This is a genomic window from Cellulomonas olei, from assembly GCF_039548315.1.
GTDB lineage: Bacteria > Actinomycetota > Actinomycetes > Actinomycetales > Cellulomonadaceae > Cellulomonas.
This window is the reverse complement of sequence record NZ_JBCLVN010000001.1, coordinates 1-21,836: the sequence shown is the minus strand read 5'-3', so window position 1 is coordinate 21,836 and position 21,836 is coordinate 1. Positions and strand designations below refer to the sequence as shown.

General features: G+C 75.8%; 19 protein-coding genes. 6 read left to right on the top strand and 13 right to left on the bottom strand.

Annotated elements, in window-relative coordinates; all coding sequences use genetic code 11:
• Positions 1-126: 126 nt before the first annotated feature.
• Positions 127-2,673 carry a LuxR C-terminal-related transcriptional regulator gene (locus AAHH18_RS00095; protein ID WP_343300115.1) on the bottom strand — a complete coding sequence of 849 codons (2,547 nt, stop codon included), beginning with the start codon at positions 2,671-2,673 and terminating at the stop codon, positions 127-129.
• 342 nt (positions 2,674-3,015) lie between these two features.
• On the opposite strand from AAHH18_RS00095, the gene AAHH18_RS00090 reads away from it, so the two are divergent.
• Positions 3,016-3,411, top strand: a complete 396-nt coding sequence (locus AAHH18_RS00090; RefSeq protein ID WP_343300114.1) for a hypothetical protein — start codon at positions 3,016-3,018, stop codon at positions 3,409-3,411.
• A 90-nt stretch (positions 3,412-3,501) separates the two neighbouring features.
• On the opposite strand, the gene AAHH18_RS00085 is transcribed toward AAHH18_RS00090, so the two are convergent.
• The 5 genes from AAHH18_RS00085 to AAHH18_RS00065 all read right to left on the bottom strand — a co-directional run bounded on the left by AAHH18_RS00085 (position 3,502) and on the right by AAHH18_RS00065 (position 9,290).
• The gene (locus AAHH18_RS00085) at positions 3,502-3,960 is read right to left on the bottom strand and encodes a hypothetical protein (RefSeq protein ID WP_283319238.1); all 459 of its coding nucleotides are present in this window, start codon (positions 3,958-3,960) and stop codon (positions 3,502-3,504) included.
• 87 nt (positions 3,961-4,047) lie between these two features.
• On the bottom strand, positions 4,048-6,585 hold the full coding sequence (locus tag AAHH18_RS00080; protein WP_343300113.1) for an MMPL family transporter: 2,538 nt from the start codon (positions 6,583-6,585) through the stop codon (positions 4,048-4,050).
• A 51-nt stretch (positions 6,586-6,636) separates the two neighbouring features.
• A complete protein-coding gene (locus AAHH18_RS00075) occupies positions 6,637-7,275 on the bottom strand; it encodes a TetR/AcrR family transcriptional regulator (RefSeq protein ID WP_283319240.1) in 639 nt (212 codons plus the stop codon).
• Between the two features lie 69 nt (positions 7,276-7,344).
• Positions 7,345-7,935 (bottom strand): response regulator, encoded by a 591-nt coding sequence (locus AAHH18_RS00070; protein WP_459349048.1) that lies wholly within the window; start codon positions 7,933-7,935, stop codon positions 7,345-7,347.
• A 56-nt stretch (positions 7,936-7,991) separates the two neighbouring features.
• A complete protein-coding gene (locus AAHH18_RS00065) occupies positions 7,992-9,290 on the bottom strand; it encodes a sensor histidine kinase (RefSeq protein ID WP_343300111.1) in 1,299 nt (432 codons plus the stop codon).
• Between the two features lie 116 nt (positions 9,291-9,406).
• Between AAHH18_RS00065 and AAHH18_RS00060 the strand changes: the two genes are divergently transcribed.
• On the top strand, positions 9,407-10,042 hold the full coding sequence (locus AAHH18_RS00060) for a hypothetical protein (RefSeq protein WP_343300110.1): 636 nt from the start codon (positions 9,407-9,409) through the stop codon (positions 10,040-10,042).
• Here AAHH18_RS00060 and AAHH18_RS00055 read toward each other — a convergent pair.
• The 3 genes from AAHH18_RS00055 to AAHH18_RS00045 form a co-directional block, all read right to left on the bottom strand.
• A complete protein-coding gene (locus tag AAHH18_RS00055) occupies positions 10,028-10,594 on the bottom strand; it encodes a hypothetical protein (RefSeq protein ID WP_343300109.1) in 567 nt (188 codons plus the stop codon). The two genes, AAHH18_RS00060 and AAHH18_RS00055, sit on opposite strands and share 15 nt — an antisense overlap.
• 266 nt (positions 10,595-10,860) lie before the next feature.
• Positions 10,861-12,669: a glycoside hydrolase family 2 protein gene (locus AAHH18_RS00050; protein WP_343300108.1), complete on the bottom strand. Its 1,809-nt coding sequence runs from the start codon at positions 12,667-12,669 to the stop codon at positions 10,861-10,863.
• Positions 12,670-12,756: 87 nt separating this feature from the next.
• On the bottom strand, positions 12,757-13,779 hold the full coding sequence (locus tag AAHH18_RS00045) for a LacI family DNA-binding transcriptional regulator (protein WP_343300107.1): 1,023 nt from the start codon (positions 13,777-13,779) through the stop codon (positions 12,757-12,759).
• Between the two features lie 113 nt (positions 13,780-13,892).
• Between AAHH18_RS00045 and AAHH18_RS00040 the strand changes: the two genes are divergently transcribed.
• From AAHH18_RS00040 to AAHH18_RS00025, 4 genes are read left to right on the top strand one after another with little or no spacing between them, the layout of a single operon-like run.
• The gene (locus tag AAHH18_RS00040) at positions 13,893-15,206 is read left to right on the top strand and encodes an ABC transporter substrate-binding protein (RefSeq protein ID WP_343300106.1); all 1,314 of its coding nucleotides are present in this window, start codon (positions 13,893-13,895) and stop codon (positions 15,204-15,206) included.
• Between the two features lie 3 nt (positions 15,207-15,209).
• On the top strand, positions 15,210-16,139 hold the full coding sequence (locus tag AAHH18_RS00035; protein WP_343300105.1) for a carbohydrate ABC transporter permease: 930 nt from the start codon (positions 15,210-15,212) through the stop codon (positions 16,137-16,139).
• Complete coding sequence (locus tag AAHH18_RS00030) at positions 16,139-17,029, top strand: carbohydrate ABC transporter permease (protein WP_343300104.1); 891 nt, start codon at positions 16,139-16,141, stop codon at positions 17,027-17,029. The genes AAHH18_RS00035 and AAHH18_RS00030 overlap by 1 nt, the downstream gene beginning before the upstream one ends.
• 6 nt (positions 17,030-17,035) lie before the next feature.
• Positions 17,036-18,259: a family 1 glycosylhydrolase gene (locus AAHH18_RS00025; RefSeq protein ID WP_283319250.1), complete on the top strand. Its 1,224-nt coding sequence runs from the start codon at positions 17,036-17,038 to the stop codon at positions 18,257-18,259.
• Here the strand turns inward: AAHH18_RS00025 and AAHH18_RS00020 are convergent.
• The 4 genes from AAHH18_RS00020 to AAHH18_RS00005 form a co-directional block, all read right to left on the bottom strand.
• Complete coding sequence (locus tag AAHH18_RS00020; RefSeq protein ID WP_343300103.1) at positions 18,243-19,778, bottom strand: DHA2 family efflux MFS transporter permease subunit; 1,536 nt, start codon at positions 19,776-19,778, stop codon at positions 18,243-18,245. The two genes, AAHH18_RS00025 and AAHH18_RS00020, sit on opposite strands and share 17 nt — an antisense overlap.
• A 38-nt stretch (positions 19,779-19,816) precedes the next feature.
• Complete coding sequence (locus AAHH18_RS00015; RefSeq protein ID WP_343300102.1) at positions 19,817-20,374, bottom strand: PadR family transcriptional regulator; 558 nt, start codon at positions 20,372-20,374, stop codon at positions 19,817-19,819.
• An 87-nt stretch (positions 20,375-20,461) separates the two neighbouring features.
• The gene (locus AAHH18_RS00010) at positions 20,462-20,962 is read right to left on the bottom strand and encodes a hypothetical protein (protein ID WP_343300101.1); all 501 of its coding nucleotides are present in this window, start codon (positions 20,960-20,962) and stop codon (positions 20,462-20,464) included.
• Between the two features lie 38 nt (positions 20,963-21,000).
• Positions 21,001-21,735, bottom strand: coding sequence for an SIR2 family NAD-dependent protein deacylase (locus AAHH18_RS00005; protein ID WP_343300100.1), 735 nt, complete (start codon positions 21,733-21,735; stop codon positions 21,001-21,003).
• Between the last annotated feature and the right edge of the window lie 101 nt (positions 21,736-21,836).

Here is a 21,836-nt window from a genome sequence, read left to right as displayed (position 1 = left end):
CGCGAGCCGGGGACCTCGCCAGGTCGTGTGGCGAGCCGGGGGCTTCGCCGGGGCCTGGTGGAGCCGGGGACTCGCCGCGCTCCGCGCCCGCCGTGGTGCGGGCGGCTCCGACGTCCCCCGCGCGCGTCACCCCGTCCGCGCGGCGTCCGGGCGGTGCGTTGCGGCGGCGACCGTGCCGGTGGCGTTCCACCAGCTCAGGTCCGACCGGCGGGTGAAGCCGAGCTTGCGCAGCACGGCGCTCATGTGGTTCTCCACGGTCCGCACGCTGAGCCCGAGGGCGTCGGCGATGTCGCGGTTCGACCGGCCCTCCCGGGCTAGGGTGGCGACCTCCCGCTCGCGGGGCGAGAGCGTCAGGTGGTCCTCCGCGCGGAGCACGACCCGCACGGGGGGCCGCTCGTCGGGCAGCGCGACGCCGTCGAGGTGGCCCATCGCCTGGCGGAAGCGGTCGCCGGGATCCGCCGGCAGGGCGTGGAGCCGGGCGACCACCCCGGCCACGTCCTTGGCGGTGAGGGCCTCGTGCAGCCGCAGGTAGGGCTCGAGCAGCGGGAGCGGCGCGGCCTCGTAGGTCTCGCGCACCACGGCGAGCTGCTCGGGGGCGTACGTCGCGGTGCTGAACAGCCAGCACACCAGCGCGGGCTGCCGCCGGCCCTCCTGCGCGTAGCGTCGTCCCCGCTCCCACAGCAGGTCGTCGGGAGTCGGGCGCGTCACCTCGTCGACGGCCGCGCGGGCCAGCGCGGACAGGGAGCCGACGATCGGGCGGTCGGCGCGGGGCAGGGCGTCCAGCGACGCGACCAGGGACTCCGCCATGTCGACGTCGCCGCTGGAGACGCGCAGGATCGCGGCGAGGCTGAGCGCCCGCCGGTGGAACGCCGCGCCGACGGGCCCGGCCGGCCCGAGCCGCAGCGCCCCGCCGAGCGCGCGCCACGCGGCCGTGCTGCGCCCGGTCCAGATGAGCACCTCGGCGAGCAGGCACGCGTGCACGCGCACGCCGAGCACGTCCGCGCGGGCGTAGGCGGCGGCGAGCTCGCGGCGCACCCGGGCCTCGGCCTCGTCGAGCCGTCCCAGGAGGATGGTCGCGACCGCGTCGACGGCGTCCCGGTGGTGACGGACCTCGTCGGTCGGGGGGTCCGCGAGCACGGGCCCCCGGCAGAGGCGCAGCGCGAGGTCGAGCCGTCCCACCTCGACCAGCGCGGCGGCGCGGGAGACCGCGACGCGGGCCGCGACGTCGCCCCCGGCGTCCTCCGCCGTGCCGAGCAGCGTGGCGTCGTCGGCACCGGCGCGGGCCGCGGCCGTCACGTCGTCGTGGACCCGGAACGCGGCGGCGAGCGGGCCGAGCTCGCCCCGGTGCTCGGCGAGGAACGCCGCCCGGGCTGCGGGGCCGCCGCCGGACGGGACGAGCCAGCGCAGCCCGGCGGCGCGGAACCGGGCGCGCCCGGCGGGGTCGTCGTCCTGCAGCCGGGTGCCGGCGAGCACCTCGCGGGCCAGGTCGTGCGCCGGCCGCCGAGCGAGCTGGTCGAGCAGGGCGTTGGCCGGGCCGGTGCGGGGGTCGCGGCGCCACGCGTCGAGCAGGGCCTCCTCGCGGGACCGCTCGTGCTCGCGCAGGACGCCCGCCACCTCGGGCGAGCGGCGGGGAAGCTCGGCGCCCCGGCGCGCGAGGGGGACCGGCACCTCCTCCCCGAGGTCGAGGGGCGTCACGGGCACGACCGCGTCGGCGGCGGGGGCCCGGCCGGAGAGGTGGGCGAGCCGGCGCCGGCGCTCCGGCAGCAGGCGGGCGCGCAGGGCGTCGGCGAGCGCGGGCGGCGACACGGAGTACCGCGAGGTGCCGTCGGTGCCGGTGAAGCCGAGCAGCCGGCGGCGCGCGGTGAGGGCGTCGACGGTGGCCGGCGCGACGAGGCGCTCGACGGTGTCGTGGTCGGGCGTGCCGAGCCACGCGACGAGCTCGAGCGCGTCCAGGTGGTGCGGCGGCAGGCGGGCGGTCAGCAGGTGCACGACCGGGTCGCCGGGCGCCTCGCGCAGCGGGCGGGTCACCGTCCAGCGGTCGTCGGACCTCCCCACCGCGCCGGCCCAGCGCGCCGACTGCAGCACGAGGGTCGCCACCCGGGGGTTGCCGGCCGACGCGGCGGCGAGCTCCGCCACGAGCGTCGCGTCCACGGCGCCGCCGAGCACGGTGCGGGCCAGGGCGTGCAGCTCGGTGTCGGCGAAGGGCGGCAGCAGCACCTCGGCCGGCGCGCGCTCGCCGACCAGCCGCGCGAGGGCGGCGTCCGCGTCACGGGCCAGGTCCACCGCGGTGGTCACCACGAGGTCGGCACGGCTCTGCGCGAGCGACCGCCGGATCACGGCGAGCGTGCCCTCGTCGACGTGCTCGACGTCGTCGACGAGCAGCAGCGAGCCCTCGGAGCCGAGCTCACCCGTCAGCCACTCGACGAGCTCGGACTCCGACCACGGGTGGCCCCGCCGGGTGGGCAGGGACTCGTGCGCGCGCAGCGTCGCGAAGGGCGCGGGGCCGGACGCCCGCAGCAGCACGGTGTCCGCGCGGCGGTGCGGGAGGCGGCGCATCAGGTCGAGCAGCGAGGAGCGCCCGGACCCGTGGTCGCCGCGCACGACGACGTCCCGCCCCAGCGTGAGCCACCGGTGGACGGCACGCGTGGCGGTGTCGAGAGTCGCGTCACTCATGTGGCCCCCTGGGTCGCGCTGCCGCCCCGGCAGCGGCGTCGCTCAGCCGCAGGCAGGCCGTGTGCCTGGGCAGTCGCTCCGGAGACTAGGCACGAGGTCCCGGGGCCGGGGGTCGCCTCGGCCCGGACCGGTACCGCCGGGGCGCCTGCCGGGTAGGAGGACCGCCCGTCCCGGGGGCGGGTGGGCGCCGACCAGGGGTCACCGGGATGCCGACCGGGTACCGAGGTGCGGGCCGGCGGGGGGAGCAGGCGGGGGAGCGGGAGCGGTGCCGGGACGTGCGGCCCCGGCTGGGCGGGCCGAGAGGCTCTTCTCCCGGGGGCGTGCGGGCACTAGCGTCCGGACATGGTGATCTTCCTGATCCGGGTGGCGATCTTCCTCGGCTCCGCGGCCCTGGGGCTGGGGGCGGCGGCGCTGCTCGTGGACGACGTGCACCTCGGCGTGAGCGGGTTCGTGACCGCCGTCGTGGTCTTCACCGCGGTCCAGGCGGTGCTGACACCGTTCATCGCCACGATGGCGCGCCGGTACGCCAACGCGTTCCTCGGCGGCGTCGGGCTGGTCTCCACGTGGGTGGCCCTGCTGGTGGCGAGCGCGTTCACGGACGGGCTGCGGATCTCCGGCGGGGTGGTGACCTGGATCGCGACGGTCGTGATCGTGTGGCTGATCACGGCGCTGGCGACCTGGCTGCTGCCGATGGTGTTCCTGCGCAAGCGCCTGCGGGCACGGGGGGAGCGGGCCTGACGGCGGCCCGCGCGGGTCAGGACGGCAGGCCGACGACGTCGCGGTGGGTGCGGCGACCGGGCCTGCCCGGGGTGGTCGCGGCGGGCGGTCTCAGCCGCAGGTGTCGCAGATCCCCGTGGCGGGCAGCGCCGTGAAGCACGTCGGGCAGATCGCCAGCGGGCGGTCCTCCGGCGCGGGCCGGCGGGGCGTCGTGGCCGGCTTCGCGGCGCGGCGGGGGGCGGTGCCCGCGGTGGACCGGGCGGACGAGCGGGTCGCGGAGGTCGTCCGCGGCGCGGCGACGGGGCCCGCGACGTCGAACCCGCGGCGCGTCAGCAGGGTGCCGGTCGGGGCGGAGCGCAGCTCCTCGGGCGTGGCGGCGCGGCCGGTCGCGTACCGGTGGGCGACCGCGAGGACCGCGCGGGAGTCGTACGTCCGGCCCTCGTGCGCGAACGTCTCGCCCGGGGTGGCCTCGAAGCCGTAGACGCCGAGGAACGCCTCCGCGCCCCGGTCGTCGTGCTCCGCGATCGCCTGGAGGACGTGCTGCCGGCTGACGGAGGAGAACGTGGCCACACCTCAGGGTAGTCCGCCCCGGGCGCCCGAGAGCCCCGCCGCAGCCCGCCGCGGGGGCGGGTGTGACGGGGCTCTCGGTGCGGTGCCTCAGACGCGGTCGTGCCGGTGCCGCTCCGGGGCCTCGACGACCTGGTGCATCGGGTGCGGGTGGGTGCGCTCCAGGGACGCGCCCTCCACGTCGACGTCCGGCAGGATGCGGTCCAGCCAGCGGGGGATCCACCACGCCGCCTTGCCGGCCAGGTGCATGAGCGCCGGGATCAGCAGCATCCGGACGACGAACGCGTCGACCAGCACGCCGAACGCGAGGCCGAACCCGAGCGGCCGGATGATCGAGGACTCCGCGAAGATGAAGCCCGCGAACACCGACGCCATGATGATCGCCGCCGCGGCGACCACGACCCGTCCGGCGTGCAGCCCGCGCCTGACCGCCACGCGGGCGTCGACGCCGTGGGCGTACGCCTCCCGCATGCCGGAGACCAGGAACAGCTGGTAGTCCATGGCGAGCCCGAACAGGATGCCGGTGACGATGATCGGCAGGAAGCTCAGCACGGGCGCGGGGTCGTGCACCCCGAAGAGCGACCCGAGCCAGCCCCACTGGTAGATCGCGACGACGCCGCCGAACGCCGCGAACAGCGACAGGACGAACCCGAGCGTCGCGGTGACCGGCACCAGGATCGAGCGGAACACGATGATGAGGATGATCAGCGACAGGCCGACGACGATCGCCAGGTAGAGCGGCAGCACGTCGGCGAGCTTCTCGGAGACGTCGATCTGCGCGCTCGTGGTGCCCGCGACGCCGAGCTGCACGTCGCCGTCCAGCGGGGACGCCGCCCGCAGGTCCTGCACCAGGTGCTCGGTGCTCTCGCTGTCCGGTCCCTCGCGGGGCACGACCTGGAACGCGAGCACCGTGCGGCCGTCGTTGGCGCCGATCGGCGCGACCGCCACGACGTCGTCGAACGCCGCGAGCTCCTGGCCGATCCGCACCTGCTCCGCGACGAGCCCGTCCTCCGACACCGCGTCGGGCAGGTCCGCGACGACCAGCAGGGGGCCGTTCACGCCGGCCCCGAACTTCTCGGCCGTGATCGTGTACGCCTGGTACTGCGTGGAGTCCTCGGCCTCCGACGCCCCGCCCGGCAGGCCGAGGCGCATGGACAGCGCGGGGATCGCGACGACCAGCAGCGCGGCGAGGCCGACGACGAGGGTGAGCACGGCGCGCGAGGTGCGCATCGGGGTGGAGGGCACCGGCTCGGGCTCCTCGTGCCCGACGCGCGCGCGCTGCTTCTTCGGCAGCACCCGCAGGCCGATGCGCGACAGCAGCGCGGGCGTGAACGTGATCGCCATGAGGATCGCGATGGCGATGCACACCGCGGCCGTCGTCCCCATGAGGCCCAGGAACGGGATGCCGGTGACGTTGAGCGCCAGCAGGGCCACGAGGACGGTCGTGCCGGCGAAGACCACGGCGTTGCCCGCGGTGCCGTTGGCCAGGGCGATCGACTCGTGCAGCTCGACGCCGTCGCGGAGCTGGCGGCGGTGCCGGTTGAGGATGAACAGCGAGTAGTCGATGCCGACCGCGAGGCCGAGCATGATGCCGAGCACCGGGGTGACGGACAGCATGTCGACCACGCCGGACAGGGACAGGGTGACCGTGGCGCCGATGGCCACGCCGACCAGGGCCGACAGGATGGGCAGGCCGGCGGCGACCGCCGAGCCGAGCATCACCAGCAGGACGACGGCCGCGACGACGACGCCCACGACCTCGCCCGGACCGAGCACGCTCGGCACCTCCTGCGTGAGGTCGCTCGAGAACTCGACCTGGGCACCGGCGAGGTCCGCGTCGGCGAGGGTGTCCGCCACCTGCGTCTTCAGGTCGGCGTCCACCTCGAACTGCCCCGCGTCGAACGCCACGGTGGCGACCGCGGCGGAGCCGTCCTCGGACACGAGGCGGATCTCCCGGGCGAGGTCCAGCAGCGCCGCGCCGTCCTCGAGCTGGGTGGTCTGCGCCTCGAGCTGCTCGCGGCCCTCGTCGAGCGTCTGCTGCTGGGCGTCGAGCTGGTCCTGCTGGGCGTCGAGCTGCGCCTGGCCGGCGTCGAGCTGCGGCTGAACCTGCGCGAGCATCCCCGCGGCCTCGGCCTGCGCCCGCTGGGCGTCGAGCTGGTCCTGCGCGGCGTCGAGCTGCGCCTGGCCCGCCTCGAGCTGCGCCTGGCCGTCGTCGAGCTGGGTCCGGCCGTCGGCGATCTGCGCGCGGCCGTCCTCGAGCTGGGCGGCCTGCTCGGCGAGCTGCTCGGTGGTGGCGAACGGGTCGGTGACGCCCTTGACGCCGTCGAGGTCCGCCACGTCGGCCAGTGCGGCGCTGATGGCGGCCTGCTGCTCCGACGTGAACGCGTCGTCGCCGCCGGTGTGGAACACGACCGTGCCGGTGCCGCCGCTCGCGGAGGGGAACTCCTCCTGGAGGTGCTCGGTCACCTTCTCGGTGGCGGTGCCCGGGATGGTGATGGCGGAGGTGAGCGTGCCGCCGAACGCGAGGTACGCGCCGACCGACAGCGCCAGCACCGCGGCCCAGGCCGTGACGACGACCCAGGCCCGGCGGGCGGAGAACCGCCCGAGTCTGTAGAGGAGTCCTGCCATGTCCGGTGTCCGTCCCTGTCTCTGCGCTGTGGTGGGTGGGAGTGCGGGGCGTCAGTGCTCCGGCATGTACCCGGCTCGGACGTTCTCGATGAGCCGGTCGACGAGGCCGTCCCACGCCGCGCGCGCGTCGGGCGCGGCGGGGTCGGTGGTGGTGCACCAGTGCATGGCGATGACGCCGACACCGTGCACGAGGGAGGTCACGAGCAGCCGGACGTCGAGCGGGTCGGCGTGCGGGTAGCGGCGCAGCAGCTCCTCCACGAGGTGGTCCGCCACGCGGGCGAACGCCTGCTGGGCGAGCGCCGCGGCGCGCGGGTCGTCGCCCTGGGCCAGCGGGCCGAGGGCGTTCGCGAGGTAGGTGATCGGGGCGGGAAGGTCGGCGCCGCGCAGCGTCTCGGCGAGCTCGTCGAACATCGACGCGCGGGAGCCGTCGCCCACGGGCGTCCGGGTGGCCGCCAGCTCGACCTCGGCGATCACCTGCCCGAGCCGCTGCGCGCAGACGGTCAGGATGACGTCGTCGAGCGAGCCGAAGTGGTTGAACACGGTGCGCCGCGAGACGTCCGCGCGCTCCGCGAGTTCGTCGACGCTGAACGCGGGGGCGCCGCGCTCGACGAGCAGGGCGTCCGCGGCCTCGAGGATGGCGTGCCGGGACCGCGCCTTGACGGCGGAGCGCCGGTCGGGGGTCTCGGTCACGCGGAGGACGGTAGGCACGTGGGTGCACTCAGTGCAAGCGTGCACCGGGTGCAAAGCGCCTGATGTGGCTCAGATCACCAGCCCGGCCCGGTGCGCGACGGCCGCCGCCTCAAGGCGCGTCCGGCAGCCCAGCTTGGCCAGCACCCGGCTGACGTGCGTCTTCGCGGTGGTCTCCGACACCGTCAGCGCCTGCGCCACCTGCTGGTTCGACCGCCCCTCGCCGAGCAGCACGAGCACCTCGCGCTCGCGGGCCGTCAGCCGGTCGAGGCCCGGGGCGTCGGGGGCGGCCGGCCCGGGGGCGGGCACCGGGACGCTCGCGAGCACCCGCCGGGTGACCTCCGGGGCCAGCACCCCGTCGCCCGCCGCCACCTGCCGCACCGCGGCGACCAGCTCGGCGGCGCCGACGGACTTCAGCAGGAACCCGACCGCCCCGGCCCGGAGCACGCCGAACAGGTACTCGTCGAGGTCGAACGTGGTCAGCGCGACCACCTGCGCCAGCCCGTCGGCCACGATGCGCCGCGTCGCCTCGATGCCGTCCGCGCCGGGCATCCGGATGTCCATGAGCACGACGTCCGGCCGCAGCGCCCGGGCGTTCGCCACCGCGGCGTCGCCGTCGGCCGCCTCGCCCACCACCGTGACCCCGTCGGCCTGCTCCAGCATCAGCCGCAGGCCGGCACGGATCGCCCCGTGGTCGTCGGCCAGCAGCACACGCACGCTCACGTCGCGCCCCCTGCCGTGCCGAAGGTCGTCCGCCCGGCCGGCGCTGCCTGCGCTGCCTGCGCTGCCGACGCGGCGGGCGCGCCCGGAGCCAGCGGGAGGACCGCGTGCACCCGCCAGCGCCCGCCGGCGTGGGGCCCCGCCGCGAACCGGCCGCCCAGCGAGCGGGCGCGCTCCGCCATCGACACCAGGCCCGTGCCGGAGCCCAGCGCGGGGGCGCCGGCCGGGGCGGGCGTCCCGGCGGCGGGCAGCCGGTTGAGCACCTCGACCTCCAGGGCCGACCCGTCGGACGCCACCCGCAGGTCCACCCGGCCGCCCGCGGCACCGTGCGCGGCGGCGTTCGTCAGGGCCTCGCGGGCGATGCGGTAGGCCGCGTGGTCGACCACCGCCGGGAGCCCGGGCGCCGCGGCGTCGACCCGCACGTCCAGCCCGCGATCCCGCGCCGTCGCGACCAGGTCGTCCAGCCGGTCGAGGCCCGCCGCGGCCGTGGCGCCGTCCCGGGGGCCGGCGCCGCGCAGCACGAGGATCATCGAGCGCATCTCGGCGAGCGACGCCACGGACTCCGCGCGCACCGCCGCCAGCGCCGCCCGGTCGCGGCCGGCGTCGGGCGGGCCGGACAGCGCCGCCTCCGCGTGGATCGCGACGGCCGACAGGCGGCTCGCCACCACGTCGTGCAGGTCCCGCGCCATGCCCGCGCGCTCCTCGCGCACCGCGGCGTCCCGGTCGAGATCGGCGATCCGCTGCACGTCCGCGGCGTGGGCGCGCGCCAGGTCCGCCCGCGACCGCTCCAGCGTCGCGCGCTCGGCCTCCGACGCGGCGAGCTCGCTCCGGCTGCGCACGTCCGACCCCCACCACAGCGGTGTCACCAGGACGGCGACCGCCTGGAGCGCCGCCGCCAGGGCGTCGCGCAGACCCCCGCCCGTCGTCCACACGGCCGCGGGCGCCGCGACGGTGAGCACGCCGACCACCCCGTGCAGCGCCCGCCGCGTCCGGGCGGGGGCGTGCACCTCGGCGCTGTACAGCGCGTCGACCAGCACGAGCAGCAGCCCGAGGCTGCCCCCCGCGGGGACCGTGCCGGCCAGGCAGGCGGCGGCCAGCAGCAGCACCACCACCGGGTGCCGGCGCTTCGCGGTGAGCGCGCCGCACGCGACGAGCAGCAGCGCGGTGTGCAGCCACCAGCCCGCCGCCCCCGCCCCCGCGGACCCCGTCACCGAGATCCCCGCCCCGTGCAGCAGCAGCCCGGCGGCCAGGTACAGCAGCGCGACGCCGCGGTCGTCGAGGCGGGGCAGGGACGGCATGGCGTCCATCCCAGCACGGCCCCGGCGCGGCCGGGTCCTCCGAAGGGACGACGCCGCCCCGCAGGATCGTGCGGTCGGCCGACGCCCCCGCCCGGCGCCGGCGCGACGCTGCCGGCATGGACGTGATCGAGACCCTCCGCGAGAACCCGGTCGCCGCGCTCGTCGTCGCCTGCGAGGTGGCGTTCTGGGTGTTCCTCGGCGCCGCGGTCGTCGCCCGGTACGTGCTGCACCGGCGGCGCCTGTCGACGGTGCTGCTGCTGTGCGAGCCGCTGCTCGAGGTGGTGCTGCTGGTCGCCACCGTCGGGGACCTGCTGCGGGGCTCGGAGGCGACCTGGACGCACGGGCTAGCGGCGCTCTACCTCGGGTTCACCGTGGCGTTCGGCAAGCGGACCGTGCACGCCGTCGACGCCCGGGTCGCGCACCGGTTCTTCGGCGGGCCGGAGCCCGTGCGGCCTCCACGGCACGGGCCGGCGCGCGTGCGGTACGAGTGGGCGCTGTGGCTGCGGGTGCTGCTCGCCTGGGCGGTGGCCTGCGCGGTGCTCGGCGTGCTGCTGCTCGTCGCGCAGGGGCCGGGCGAGGCGGCGGCGGAGCAGCGGGAGGTGCTGCTGGGCTGGGGCGGCCGGGCGACCCTGGTGCTCGTGGCGTGGTTCGTGTTCGGGCCGGTGTGGGAGACGTTCACGCCGCGCCGGGCGGGGGCGGACGCGGCGCCCGGCGACGCGGCGGCAGGTCCGGCGCGGTCAGACGTGCGGTGACCCGGCGGGCCGGGCGACCCGCCGCCGCGTGAGCTGCGTGCCCACCAGCAGCGCCGCGGCCAGCGCCGGCCACCCCCAGGGCACGGAGGTGTGCGGCACGTACCCGGGCGGCGACCCGATGCTCGCGAGCGCGACCTCGGCGCCGGACCGCTGCAGCAGCGGCTGCGCGACCGCGAGGACGACGCTCGTGACGGCGGCCGCGGTCAGGTACGGCCCGGGCACGACGAGGCGCCAGGATCCCCGCCGGTCGGTGCGCCCGACGTGCAGCGCGAGCAGGCCGACGAGCAGCGCGGTCAGCAGCAGCGGGCCCCACAGGCCGACCCGGGCGAGCGCCGCCTCGGGTCGCGAGAGGTCCGCCACCCAGACCCGGGCGAGCGGCCCGGCGAGCCGCTCGACGTGGGTGTCCGGCAGCGGCGGGTACGCGGCGTCGGTCAGCGTGACCAGCGGCTGCGCGTCGTGCCGGGTGAGGCCGTTCAGCGCAGAGGCCAGCCCGGTCGCCGCGAACGCTGCGGCGACGAGCCCGAGCAGCGTCCCGCCGGTCGTGCGTCGCATGCGCGCCACGGTACCGACGCGTCCCGAGGGGCGGGGCGGGTTCAGCGCGGCAGCGCGTCCGGGGCCACGGCGGTCCCGGCCCCGTCCGCCCCGGTGCGACGCGACCCGGCCCGCCCTCCCGCCCCGCCCTCCCGCCCCACGAGGCCCCGTTCGGATCCGTTCGCACCGGCGCGCCGGGCGTGTCGGTACCAACGGATCCGAACGTCCCCACCCACGGGGGCGGAGTGGGGGACGGGAGCCGGGGGGGCAGGCAGAGGGGACGGGGGTCAGGCGCCGAAGAGGCGGCGCAGCGTCCCGACCGGGAGCTTGGGCCGACGGTCGGCGGTGCACAGGCCGTTCGTCTCGAGCCCCGTGTCGGTGAGCTGGGTGTAGCAGTAGCCTCGCAGCGCGGTGGACGACCGGACGGCGCCGAGCAGGTCGGTGAGGCGGGCCTCGAGGTCCTCGGGGCTGCGCGCCTCGGAGTACCCCCACGAGCCCTCCGGCGCCCCGGGGGCGAACGAGACGCCGCCGAACTCCGACAGCAGCACCGGGATGGTGCCGGGCTCGGGCGCCGGGCCGCCGACCCACATCCGGCGGCCAGCGGGGCCGATCCCGGCGACCGTGCGGGCGACCGCGGCGGCGTCGCCGTAGCGCTCGCGCAGCTCGGCGCCCGTGGCGGCGTAGTCGTGGACGGTCAGCAGGTCGGACGCGGTGTGCTCCCAGCCGTCGTTGGAGATCACCGGCCGCGTCGGGTCGAGCGCGCGCGTGAGCTCGGTGAGAGCGCGGCTGTAGGCCTGCTGCGCCGGGTCGTGGGCGATGTGCTGGACGCCCCACGACTCGTTGAACGGCACCCAGGCGATGACGCACGGGTGGGAGACGTCCCGGCGGACGACGTCCAGCCAGTCGCGGGTCAGCTGGGCGACGGCCTCGTCGGAGAACCGGTAGGCGCCCGCGGTCTCGCCCCACACGGCGAGCCCCAGCACGTCGCACCAGTACAGGTAGCGCGGGTCGGCGACCTTCTGGTGGACGCGCACCGTGTTGAACCCGAGCGCCAGTGCCAGCTCGACCTCCTCGCGGAGCGCCTCGGGGCTCGGCGCGGTGAGGTGCGACTGCGGCCAGTAGCCCTGCTCCAGGACGGCGCGGACGGTGAACGGCCGGTCGTTGAGCAGCAGGTGGTCGCCCTCGACGGCGACGGACCGCAGGCCGCAGTACGAGCCGAGCCGGTCGAGCTCGGCGCCCGACGCGTCGACGAGCACCACGTCGGCGTCGAGCAGCACCGGGTGACCGGGCGACCACAGCAGCTGCTCGTACGCCTGGCCGTTGTGCTGCGCGGGCAGCGGGACCACGACGTCCGCCACGGACCCGGTCACCGGCACCTCGGCGGCGCCGACCTCGGCGTCCCCGTGGCGGAGCCGCACCCGCACCCGCGTCCCCGCCGGGGCGGAGGCGCGCAGCCGCACCTGCACGGCCATGCGGGCGGCGGGCACGTCGGGCCGCCAGGTCAGCGAGCCGACGGCGACGGCGGGCACCTGCTCGAGCCACACGGTGCGCCAGATCCCGGACGTGCGGTGGTACCAGATCGCGTGCTGCTCGCGCTGCCAGTCCTGCTTGCCGCGCGGCTGCTCGACGTCGGTGCGGTCGTCGGTCGCGCGCACGACGACGACGTGCGCGTCGGGCGGCAGGTCGGGGTCGAGCAGGTCGGTGACGTCCGCGCTGAACGGGGTCTGCCCGCCCTCGTGCCGGACGGCGTGCCGGCCGTCGACCCAGACGTCGGCCTCGTGGTCCACGGCGCCCAGGTGCAGCAGCAGGCGGTCGGTGCCGAGGGCGGCCGGGACGGTGAACCGGCGCCGGTACCACAGGGCGGCGTGGTCGCCGTGGTCGGCGACGCCGGAGGCCTCGGACTCGGGCGGGAACGGCACGAGGACCTCGCGGTCGAACCGCGCGTCCGCGTCGCGGTCGTGCCAGCGCTCGCGCAGGCCCGCGTCCGCGTCGTCGAACGCGAACCGCCAGGGACCGTCCAGCGACCACCAGCGGTCGGGCCGGACGAGCTGGGGCCGGGGGTGCAGACCCGTCGCGGGTGCTGACGTCGTCGTCATGGCGGTCCTTCGGTCGCGGGAGTACGTCGTCGACCCATGTTGCCACGTTGCAAAGCCGCGTGTCACACCGTCGCGGCCGGGCCGGGCTCAGCCGCCCGTCGACTCCCGCAGGACGAGCGCGTGCGGCACCGTCACGTCCTGGCCGGCCGGCGGCCCGGCCGACCGCCGCTCGAGCTGCGCGACCAGCCGGGCCACCGCGACGCGGGCGATCTCGTCCCGGTCCGGGCGCACGGTGCTCAGCGCGGGCGTGAGGTAGCGGACCTCCTCGACGTCGTCGAACCCCATGAGCGCGACGTCCTGGGGCACCCGCACGCCGCGGAGCAGGCAGGCCCGCAGGGCGCCGACCGCGAGCATGTCGTTGAAGCAGAACACCGCGTCGGGGCGCTGGCCCTCGTCGAGCAGGGCGGTCATCGCCGCGAACCCGGACGCGCGGTCGTACGCCTCGACGTACCGCAGCAGCCGCGGGTGCGCAGGCAGGCCGGCCTCGGCGAGCGCGATCATGAGGCCCTCCGCGCGCTGCCGCCCCGTCTGCGCCTCGGTCTGCAGCCCGATGGCGGCGACCCGCCGGCGCCCCAGCCCCACCAGGTGCTCCGTCGCCTCGCGCGCGGCCGCGACGTTGTCGATGTGCACGTGGTCGAAGGCCGTGTCCACGGTCCGCTCGCCCAGCAGCACCACCGGGCGGCCGGGGTCCGCCTCGAGCAGGTCGCGCCGGGTGAGGGCGAGCGGGCTGAGGACGAGCCCGTCGAACATCGCGCCGCGGGGGCCCTGGCGCAGCAGCTCGCGCTCGCGGTCGGGGTCGCCGTCGGTCTGGTCCACCACGACGGTGAACCCCGCGCCGGTGGCCTCGCGCACCACCGCGCGGGCGAGCTCGGCGAAGTAGGGCTGGTCGAGCGCGGGGACCACGAGGCCGAGCAGCCCGGTCCGGCCGGTGCGCATCGCCCGGGCCGCGGTGTTCGCGCGGTAGCCGAGGGCGTCGACCACCGCCTGCACCTGCTCCCGGGTGCGCGGCGCGACGTGCGCGTAGCCGTTGACCACGTTCGACACGGTCCGCGGGGACACCCCGGCGACCCGCGCCACCTCCTGCAGCGTCACCGCACCCCTGCGCGTCATGGCCCGCACCCTAGCGGGTTTGCCACGCTGCAATCAGTGGGGCTACGGTTTGCCACGTTGCAACGCCGCGGCACGCCCCCGCCGCGGCGACACGTGACCGCGAGGAGGCGGACATGCCGGACATGCACGGACGACGGACCAGGCGCGGGATCGCGCTGGCCGCGGGACTGACCCTGGCGCTGGCGGCCTGCGCCGGCCAGGGCTCGGCCCAGGACGACGACGGCGCGACGGGCGACGGGCCCACGGAGCTCGTGCTCTGGCACGGCATGACCGGCCCCGACGGCCCGGCCGTGCAGCAGATCATCGACGACTTCAACGCCTCGCAGGACGACGTGGTGGTGAAGCCCAACGTCATGCCGTGGGACGTGCTCTACCAGAAGGTGCTCACGTCGCTGTCGTCGGACGACGGGCCGCAGGTGGTCGCGATGAGCGCCTCGAACGTGCCGCAGTACGCGTCGAAGGGCGCGCTCGCGCCGGTGGACGACTTCTACGCCGACGACACCTGGATGGACACGTCGGCGCTGCCCGACGCCGCCAAGCACGCCGCCGACTTCGACGGCACCGCGTACGGCGTCCCGCTGAACATCGCGCCGATGATGCTCTACTGGAACAAGGACATGTTCGAGGCCGCCGGCCTCGACCCGGAGCAGCCGCCGACGACGTGGGACGAGTTCGCGTCCATGGCCGAGAAGCTCACGGTCGACGAGAACGGCGACGGCAAGCCCGAGCAGTACGCGGCGGCGCTGGCGGACCACACGACGGTGCCGATCTACCAGATGCTGCTCTGGGGCACGGGCGGCGGGGTGGTGGCGGACGACGCCGCGACCGCGACGCTCGACACCCCGGAGACGCTCGAGGCCCTCGAGTTCTGGGTCGACCAGGTGCGCGAGAAGAAGGTCTCCCCGATCGGCCTGTCGGGCGCGGACGCCGACAAGCTGTTCCAGACCGGCAAGGCCGCGATGGAGATCGTCGGCCCGTGGATGACCACCGGCTTCGACGAGGCGGGCCTGGACTACGGCCTCGCCGCCCCGCCCGCCGGGCCCGACGCGGACGTCACGCTCGCCGACGTGGTGGCGTTCACCGTCAACGCCAAGGCGTCCGACGCGCAGCAGGACGCCGCCAAGACGTTCTTCGCGTACTGGAACTCGGTCGAGTCGCAGAAGACGTGGGCCGACGGCTCGGGCTTCCCTCCCACGCGCACGGACATCCCGGCGGACGAGCTGGAGAACCCGTACTCCGCGGTGTTCGGCGACCCGGAGCTGCTCGGCAGCGCCAAGGTCTACCTGGCGGGTGTGCCGAGCTCCGGCACCATCACGGACTCGATCTTCTACCCGGCGCTGCAGCGCGTGCTCAACGGCGACGGCGACCTGACCGAGGTGTTCACCCAGGCGAACGCGGACGTGCAGGCCGCGATCGACAAGGGCTGAGGCATGACCGCAGCCACCCCCGCCCCCGCCCCCGCCCGCGTCGCCGTCCGGCGCGGGCGGGGGGCCCGGCGTCGCGAACGCACCGCCTGGCTGTTCCTGACGCCGAGCCTGCTGACCATCGCGGTGTTCATGCTCTGGCCGATGGTGCAGTCCGCGTACCTGTCCTTCATGGACTACAACCGCATCCAGCCCGCGCAGTGGGTGGGGCTCGACAACTACCGCGAGCTGCTCACCGACCCGGCCGTCGGCAACGCGCTGCGCAACACCCTCGTGTACGCGGTGGTCGTCACGCCGGTGACCGTCGGGCTCGCGCTCGCTCTCGCGCTGCTGCTCAACCGGGCGATCTTCGCGCGCGGGCTGGTGCGGACCGCCGTGTTCCTGCCGTTCATCGTGTCGCTCGGCATCGTCGCGATCGCGTGGGCGTTCCTGCTCGACCCGAACATCGGCCTCATCTCGCACTGGCTCGACGGGCTCGGCATCGTCTCGACGCAGGGCTGGCTGTCGGACCCGCAGCTCGCGATGCCCGCGGTCATGGTCGTCGGGATCTGGAAGACCGTCGGCTTCTACATGGTCATGTACCTCGCCGGGCTCCAGTCCATCCCGACCGAGCTCTACGAGGCGGCGTCGCTCGACGGCGCCGGGCCGTGGACGCGGTTCCGCAACGTCACCTGGCCGCTGCTGTCCAACCAGACGATGCTCATCTCGATCATGGCCGCGATCGCCACGCTCCAGGCGTTCGACCAGATCTACGTGATGACGCACGGCGGCCCCTACTTCCGCACGGAGACGCTCGTCATGCTCGTGTACCGCGTCGGCTTCGAGGACCTGCGCCTCGGCTACGGCTCCGCGATCTCCTGGGTGCTGCTGCTCGGGGTGTTCGTGCTGTCGATGCTCCAGTGGGGCTACTTCCGCAAGCGGGCGGTGACGTACTGATGGCCGACACCCTGCTGCGCCCCGCCGCGGTCGACGACGAGGTCCCGCCGCCCGTTCGGCACGACGTGCGCCGGCTCGACCGGCTGTGGCGGGTGCTGACCGGCGTCTCCGGGCTCGTCATCGCGGCGGCCATGCTGCTGCCGATCATCTGGATGGTGCTCACGGCGTTCAAGCCGGAGTCCGACATCGTGGCGTTCCCCCCGACGCTGTGGCCGCGCGCGCTGACGCTCGAGCACGTCGGGGACATCTGGTCGCAGATCCCGTTCGCGCGGCTGTACGGCAACACGATCGTGTTCGCCGGGGCCGTCACGGTGTTCTCGCTGCTGTTCGACGCGATGGCGGCCTACGCGCTGGCCCGGCTGGACTTCCGCGGCAAGAACGTCGTGTTCGTGCTGGTCCTCGTGCTGCTGATGCTGCCGTACCAGGTCACGCTGATCCCGCTGTACGACACCCTGGCGGCCGTCGGGCTGGCGGGGACGCTGCCCGGCATGATCGTGCCGCGGCTGACCAACGCGTTCGGCATCTTCTTCCTGCGGCAGTTCTTCCTGTCGCTGCCGCGGGACCTGGAGGAGGCCGCGCGCATCGACGGCGCGTCGGAGCTGCGGATCTTCGCGCAGGTGATCGTCCCGCTCGCCAAGCCCGCCCTGCTGACGCTCGGGCTGTTCCACTTCCAGTACAACTGGAACGACCTGCTGTGGCCGCTGATCATGGCGAACGACCTGGAGTCCGCCACCCTGCCCGCCGGGCTGGCGATGTTCATGGGCCAGCACGTCGTCGAGTACGGCCTGCTCATGGCCGGCTCCGTGCTGGCGCTGCTGCCCGTCGTCGTGTTCTTCCTGCTCATCCAGCGATCCTTCGTCGCGGGCATCGCGACGACCGGCATGAAGTGAGGTCTCGTGACTGACACGTCCTGGCACACCGACGGGCGCCTGCACCACGGCGTCGGCATCGAGGACACGTTCATCCCGTCGGAGCGCGTCGGGCAGCGCAAGCTCGACGAGTACGAGCTGACGCAGCACTACCACCACTGGCGCGAGGACCTGCGCCTGGCCGCGGGGTCCGGCGCGACGCTGATCCGCTGGGGCTCGCCGTGGTACCGGGTGGAGCCGGAGGAGGGGCGGTTCGACTTCCGGTGGCTCGACGAGGTGATGGCCGAGATGCAGCGGCTCGGGCTGCGCTGCGTGCTCGACGTCATGCACTACGGGACGCCGCTGTGGATGCCGAACGCGTTCCTCGACCCCCGCTACCCGGAGCTCGTCGCCCGGTACGCCGCCGCGGTTGCCGAGCGCTACCCGGGCGTCGTCGACGACCTGACGCCGCTCAACGAGCCGATGGTCAACGCGATCTGGTGCGGGCGCGACGGGCGGTGGCCCCCGTACCTCACGGGGGAGGACGGGCTCGTCGCCGTGCTGCTGCCCCTGGCGCGCGGCATGGTCGCCACCCAGCGCGCGGTCGCGGCCGTGCGGCCCGACGTGCGGTTCGTGCACGTGGACGCCGGGTTCCTCTGGGAGGGGCACGGGCCGGGCGGCACGTCGGTGGCGCACGGCGAGCAGTGGCGGTTCCTCGCCCTGGACCTCGTCACCGGGCGCGTGGGCGAGGACCACCCGCTGCACGACCACCTGCTGCGGCACGGCGCGCGCGAGGAGGACCTCGCGGCGCTGCGCCGGGACGCGGTGGTGCCCGACGTCGTCGGCGTCAACTACTACCCGGCGTTCACGCGGCAGGCGGTCGGCGCGGACGGCGCGGAGCAGCCCGTCGAGGCCGGGACCGCCGGGCTGGTCGAGCTGCTCGGGGCGTACCACGAGCGCTACGGCCTGCCGCTGGCCGTCACCGAGACCTCGCGGGCCACCCCCGACGTCGCCGCCAAGGCGCAGTGGGTGGACGACCTGCTCGACACGGTCGAGAAGGTCCGTGCCGACGGCGTGCCGGTCACCGCGGTGTTCTGGTTCCCGCTGCTCGACCTGGCGGACTGGTCGTACCGGGACGGCACCGCGCCGGCGGACGACTACCTGCTGCCGTTCGGGCTGGTCGACCTGGTGCGCGGCGCGGACGACGTCCTCGCCCGGGTGCCGAACGCCGCCTACGACCGCTGGCGGGCGCGGGTCACGGCCGCTCGCTGACCGTCCCGCGCGCCGCCGCGTCCCCGGCGGCGGCCGGTGCCCCCGCCGGGGAGGCCGCCGCCGGGCCGGCGGTGCGCTGCGGCGGGGCGAAGCACGCCACCACCACGGCGCCCACCACCGCGAGCGCGGCCGGCAGCAGCAGCGACTGGCCCATCGCGTCGGCGAACCCGGCGCGCAGCGCCTCGGGCAGGGCGCCCGCCGCCTCGGCCGCGCCCGTGGAGCCCGCCGCCCCCGGGCCGAGCTCGGCCACCAGGCGCGCCTGGATCAGCGCCGCGATCGCCGCCGAGCCGAGCACCGAGCCGACCTGCCGGGTCGTGTTGAACACGCCGGACCCGGCCCCCGCGAGCTGCCGCGGCAGGTTGCGGGTGGCGGTCGACGAGATGGGCGACCACAGGCAGGCGTTCGCGACGCCGAGCAGGGCCGACGGCAGCAGCAGCCGCGGCCAGGGGTCGGGGTCGGGCGTCAGCCACAGCGTGAACCAGACCAGGGCCGCCGCCTGCAGCAGCATGCCGACCAGCGCGATCGTGCGGGGGTTCGCGGTGTCCACCAGGCGCCCCACCACGGGCGACAGGACGAGGGTCATGACCGCCATCGGCGCGAGCATCAGCGCCGAGCGGGTCGGGGAGAACCCGAGGACGAGCTGGTAGTAGAAGACCAGCGGCAGGGACATCGCGGTGACGGCGAACCCCAGCGTGCTGATGGCGCCGTTCGCCAGCGCGAAGTTCCGGTCCCGGAACAGGCCCAGGGGCAGGAGCGGCTCGCCGCGCATCCGCGCCTGGTGCCGCACGAACACGACGAGCACGACGAGGCCGCCCGCGACCAGGCCCCACACCGGCAGCCAGCCGCCGATCAGGCCCCAGTCGTAGGTCTGGCCCTCCTGGATGCCGAACACCAGCAGGAACATGCCGACCGCGCTGAGCAGCACGCCGACGACGTCGAACGAGTGCGCGTGCGTCTCGAGCCGGGGGACCAGGCGCCACGCCAGCACGAACGCCACGACGCCCACGGGCACGTTGACGAAGAAGATCCACTCCCAGCCGAGGCCGTCGACGAGCACGCCGCCCAGCAGCGGCCCGACGAGCGTCGCCACGCCGGCGGTCGCGCCCCACAGGCTCATCGCCTTGCCGCGCTGGTCCGGCGGGAACAGGCGCGTGATCACCGCCATCGTCTGCGGGGTCATGAGCGCGGCGCCGAGTCCCTGGAACGCCCGCGCGGCGATGAGGGCGCCGATCGAGCCCGCGAGGCCGCACGCCGCCGAGGCCAGGGTGAACACGGCCAGGCCCACGAGGTAGACCGAGCGGGGTCCGAACCGGTCGCCGAGCCTGCCGGTGACCAGCAGCGGCACCGCGTACGTCAGCAGGTAGGCGCTGGTCACCCAGATGACCGCGTCGATGTCGGTGTGCAGCCCCGCCATGATGGCCGGGTTGGCGACGGACACGATCGTGGTGTCGACCAGGATCATGAAGAAGCCCACGACCAGCGCCCAGAGGGCGGGCCAGGGTCGGACGGTGGGGTGCACGGTGGCTCCTCGGGGGTGCGTGGGGGTGCCGGCGCCGGTCACCAGGTGACCTCGCCCGACTCGATGCGCTCGACGAACGCGGAGATCCAGCGGGACTCGGCCTCGTAGACCTCGATCTGGTAGGTCATGTCGGCCCAGTAGCGGGCCGGGAGCTGCTTGGCGGTCACGTGGGTGACGGCGCTGCGCAGGGTGTCGAGCTCGGCCCCCAGGCGGCCGAGGCGGTCGCGGAGCAGGTCGAGCACGGTCTCGCGGGGGAGGTGGTGCGCCTCGGAGAGGGCCAGGGGGAGCGTCGGGAACTCGTTGACCGGGGCGGAGATCATCGCGGCGAGGGCACCGGACAGTGCCGTGCGGCCCTCCGGCGTGATGGCGTACGTGGTGCGCTCGGGGCGGTTGCCGGCGCGGTCGGTGCCCGTCGGGACGATCAGGCCGTCGCGGTGGAGCCGGTCGACCGCGTGGTACAGCGAGCCCGGACGGACCTTGACGACGCGGTCGGTCGCGCGCTGCCGCATGACCTGGTGCAGCTCGTACGGGTGCCGCGGGGTCTCGTCGAGCAGCGCCAGGGTGGCGACGGCGAGCGGCGTCAGGGTGGCGGCCACGCGTTGCTCCTTCCGGATCAGTCCACGTGGACTATATGCCCGCACCGCCACGATCGCGCAACACCGGCACCCCCCGGGTGAGCGGTCTCAGTCGCCGTCGAGGTCCGCGAGCAGGTGCACGAAGGAGCCCTCGCGCAGCACCAGCTCGCCCGCGGCCAGCGTCGCGTCCTCGTCCACCACGCGGGTCGCCATCAGCGTGACGTCGAAGCCGTGGGCCGTGCCGCTCGCGAACGTCGGCCCCGCGTCGGCCTCCAGGTCCAGGCTGTCGACGGCGACGCCCTCGACGCCCGCGGCGGTCAGGGCCGCACCCAGGTCCGCGGCCGTGTCCCCGGGCGGCGCGTCGGTCCACCAGCAGCGGTCGCTCGCGTCGTCGGCCGTGGTGCCGCAGGGCGCCGCGCGGTAGCCGGCGGGGAGCTCGAGCGCCCCGAGGTCGGCCAGCAGCCGCTCGCGCCGGTCGTCGGCCGTGACCCGGTCCCACGCCGCGCGGGCCTGCCCCAGCCAGTACGGCCCCGCCCACACCGCGAGCGCGGCGCTCCCGGCCAGGGCGAGGGCGGCGACGAGGAGCGCGGTCCGGGTGCGGCGGGTCACCCCCGGGTCATCGGCGCGGCCGGCGCGCGACCTGAGGGTCAGTCGCGGGCGAGCAGCTCGCTGACCAGGGCGGGGAGCGCCTGCTCGATGGGGTCGCGCACCACGCGGTCGGCCACCCGGTCGTACGGGGTCGGCTCCGCGTTGACGATGACGACCTCCGCGCCGACCTCCGCCGCCAGCCCCACGAGGCTCGCGACGGGCTGCACGGTGAGCGTGCTGCCGACCGCGACGAGCACGTCGCCGTCCTGCGCCGCGGCGATCGCGCGGTCCAGCGCGCGCTCGGGCAGGCGCTCGCCGAAGTAGACGACGTCGGGCTTGAGCACGCCGCCGCAGACCGCGCACGGCGGGTCGGGCTCGGCGTCGAGGCGCGCGAGGACGGCCCGGGTGTCCTCCCGCGCGCCGCACGCGAGGCACGACGTGGTCCGGAGCGTCCCGTGCAGCTCGACGACGTCGGCCGGGTCGCTGCCGCCCGCCTGGTGCAGGCCGTCGAAGTTCTGGGTCAGCACCGCCTGGAGGCGTCCCGCCCGCCCGAGCTCGGCGACCGCGCGGTGACCGGCCGCGGGCCGGGCGTGCCAGGCGGGGTGGTCCCGCCACATCCGCCAGCCGCGCCGCCGCACGTCCGGGTCGGCGACGTACCGGCCGATGTCGAGCAGCTCCACCTGGTCCGGGTGCCGGGTCCACGTGCCCTGCGGCCCCCGGAAGTCGGGGATGCCGGCGGCGGTGGACAGGCCGGCGCCGCTCAGCACGGTGACCCGCAGGCCGGGGGCGGGCATGTGCACGGCTACCGCCCCCGCCGCGGCCGGCGGCCGGCGGCACCGGAGCGGCCGCCGCCGCGCTGACCGGCGGGGCGGCCGCCGGTGCGCCCGGTGCGCGC

What these genes read in the sequence shown, in the direction of transcription:
- AAHH18_RS00095 (WP_343300115.1), bottom strand. Translation starts at nt 2,673, where the DNA reads ATGAGTGACGCGACTCTCGACACCGCCACGCGTGCCGTCCACCGGTGG.
- AAHH18_RS00090 (WP_343300114.1), top strand. Translation starts at nt 3,016, where the DNA reads ATGGTGATCTTCCTGATCCGGGTGGCGATCTTCCTCGGCTCCGCGGCC.
- AAHH18_RS00080 (WP_343300113.1), bottom strand. Translation starts at nt 6,585, where the DNA reads ATGGCAGGACTCCTCTACAGACTCGGGCGGTTCTCCGCCCGCCGGGCC.
- AAHH18_RS00070 (WP_459349048.1), bottom strand. Translation starts at nt 7,935, where the DNA reads ATGCTGGAGCAGGCCGACGGGGTCACGGTGGTGGGCGAGGCGGCCGAC.
- AAHH18_RS00065 (WP_343300111.1), bottom strand. Translation starts at nt 9,290, where the DNA reads ATGCCGTCCCTGCCCCGCCTCGACGACCGCGGCGTCGCGCTGCTGTAC.
- AAHH18_RS00060 (WP_343300110.1), top strand. Translation starts at nt 9,407, where the DNA reads ATGGACGTGATCGAGACCCTCCGCGAGAACCCGGTCGCCGCGCTCGTC.
- AAHH18_RS00055 (WP_343300109.1), bottom strand. Translation starts at nt 10,594, where the DNA reads ATGCGACGCACGACCGGCGGGACGCTGCTCGGGCTCGTCGCCGCAGCG.
- AAHH18_RS00050 (WP_343300108.1), bottom strand. Translation starts at nt 12,669, where the DNA reads ATGACGACGACGTCAGCACCCGCGACGGGTCTGCACCCCCGGCCCCAG.
- AAHH18_RS00045 (WP_343300107.1), bottom strand. Translation starts at nt 13,779, where the DNA reads ATGACGCGCAGGGGTGCGGTGACGCTGCAGGAGGTGGCGCGGGTCGCC.
- AAHH18_RS00040 (WP_343300106.1), top strand. Translation starts at nt 13,893, where the DNA reads ATGCCGGACATGCACGGACGACGGACCAGGCGCGGGATCGCGCTGGCC.
- AAHH18_RS00035 (WP_343300105.1), top strand. Translation starts at nt 15,210, where the DNA reads ATGACCGCAGCCACCCCCGCCCCCGCCCCCGCCCGCGTCGCCGTCCGG.
- AAHH18_RS00030 (WP_343300104.1), top strand. Translation starts at nt 16,139, where the DNA reads ATGGCCGACACCCTGCTGCGCCCCGCCGCGGTCGACGACGAGGTCCCG.
- AAHH18_RS00005 (WP_343300100.1), bottom strand. Translation starts at nt 21,735, where the DNA reads ATGCCCGCCCCCGGCCTGCGGGTCACCGTGCTGAGCGGCGCCGGCCTG.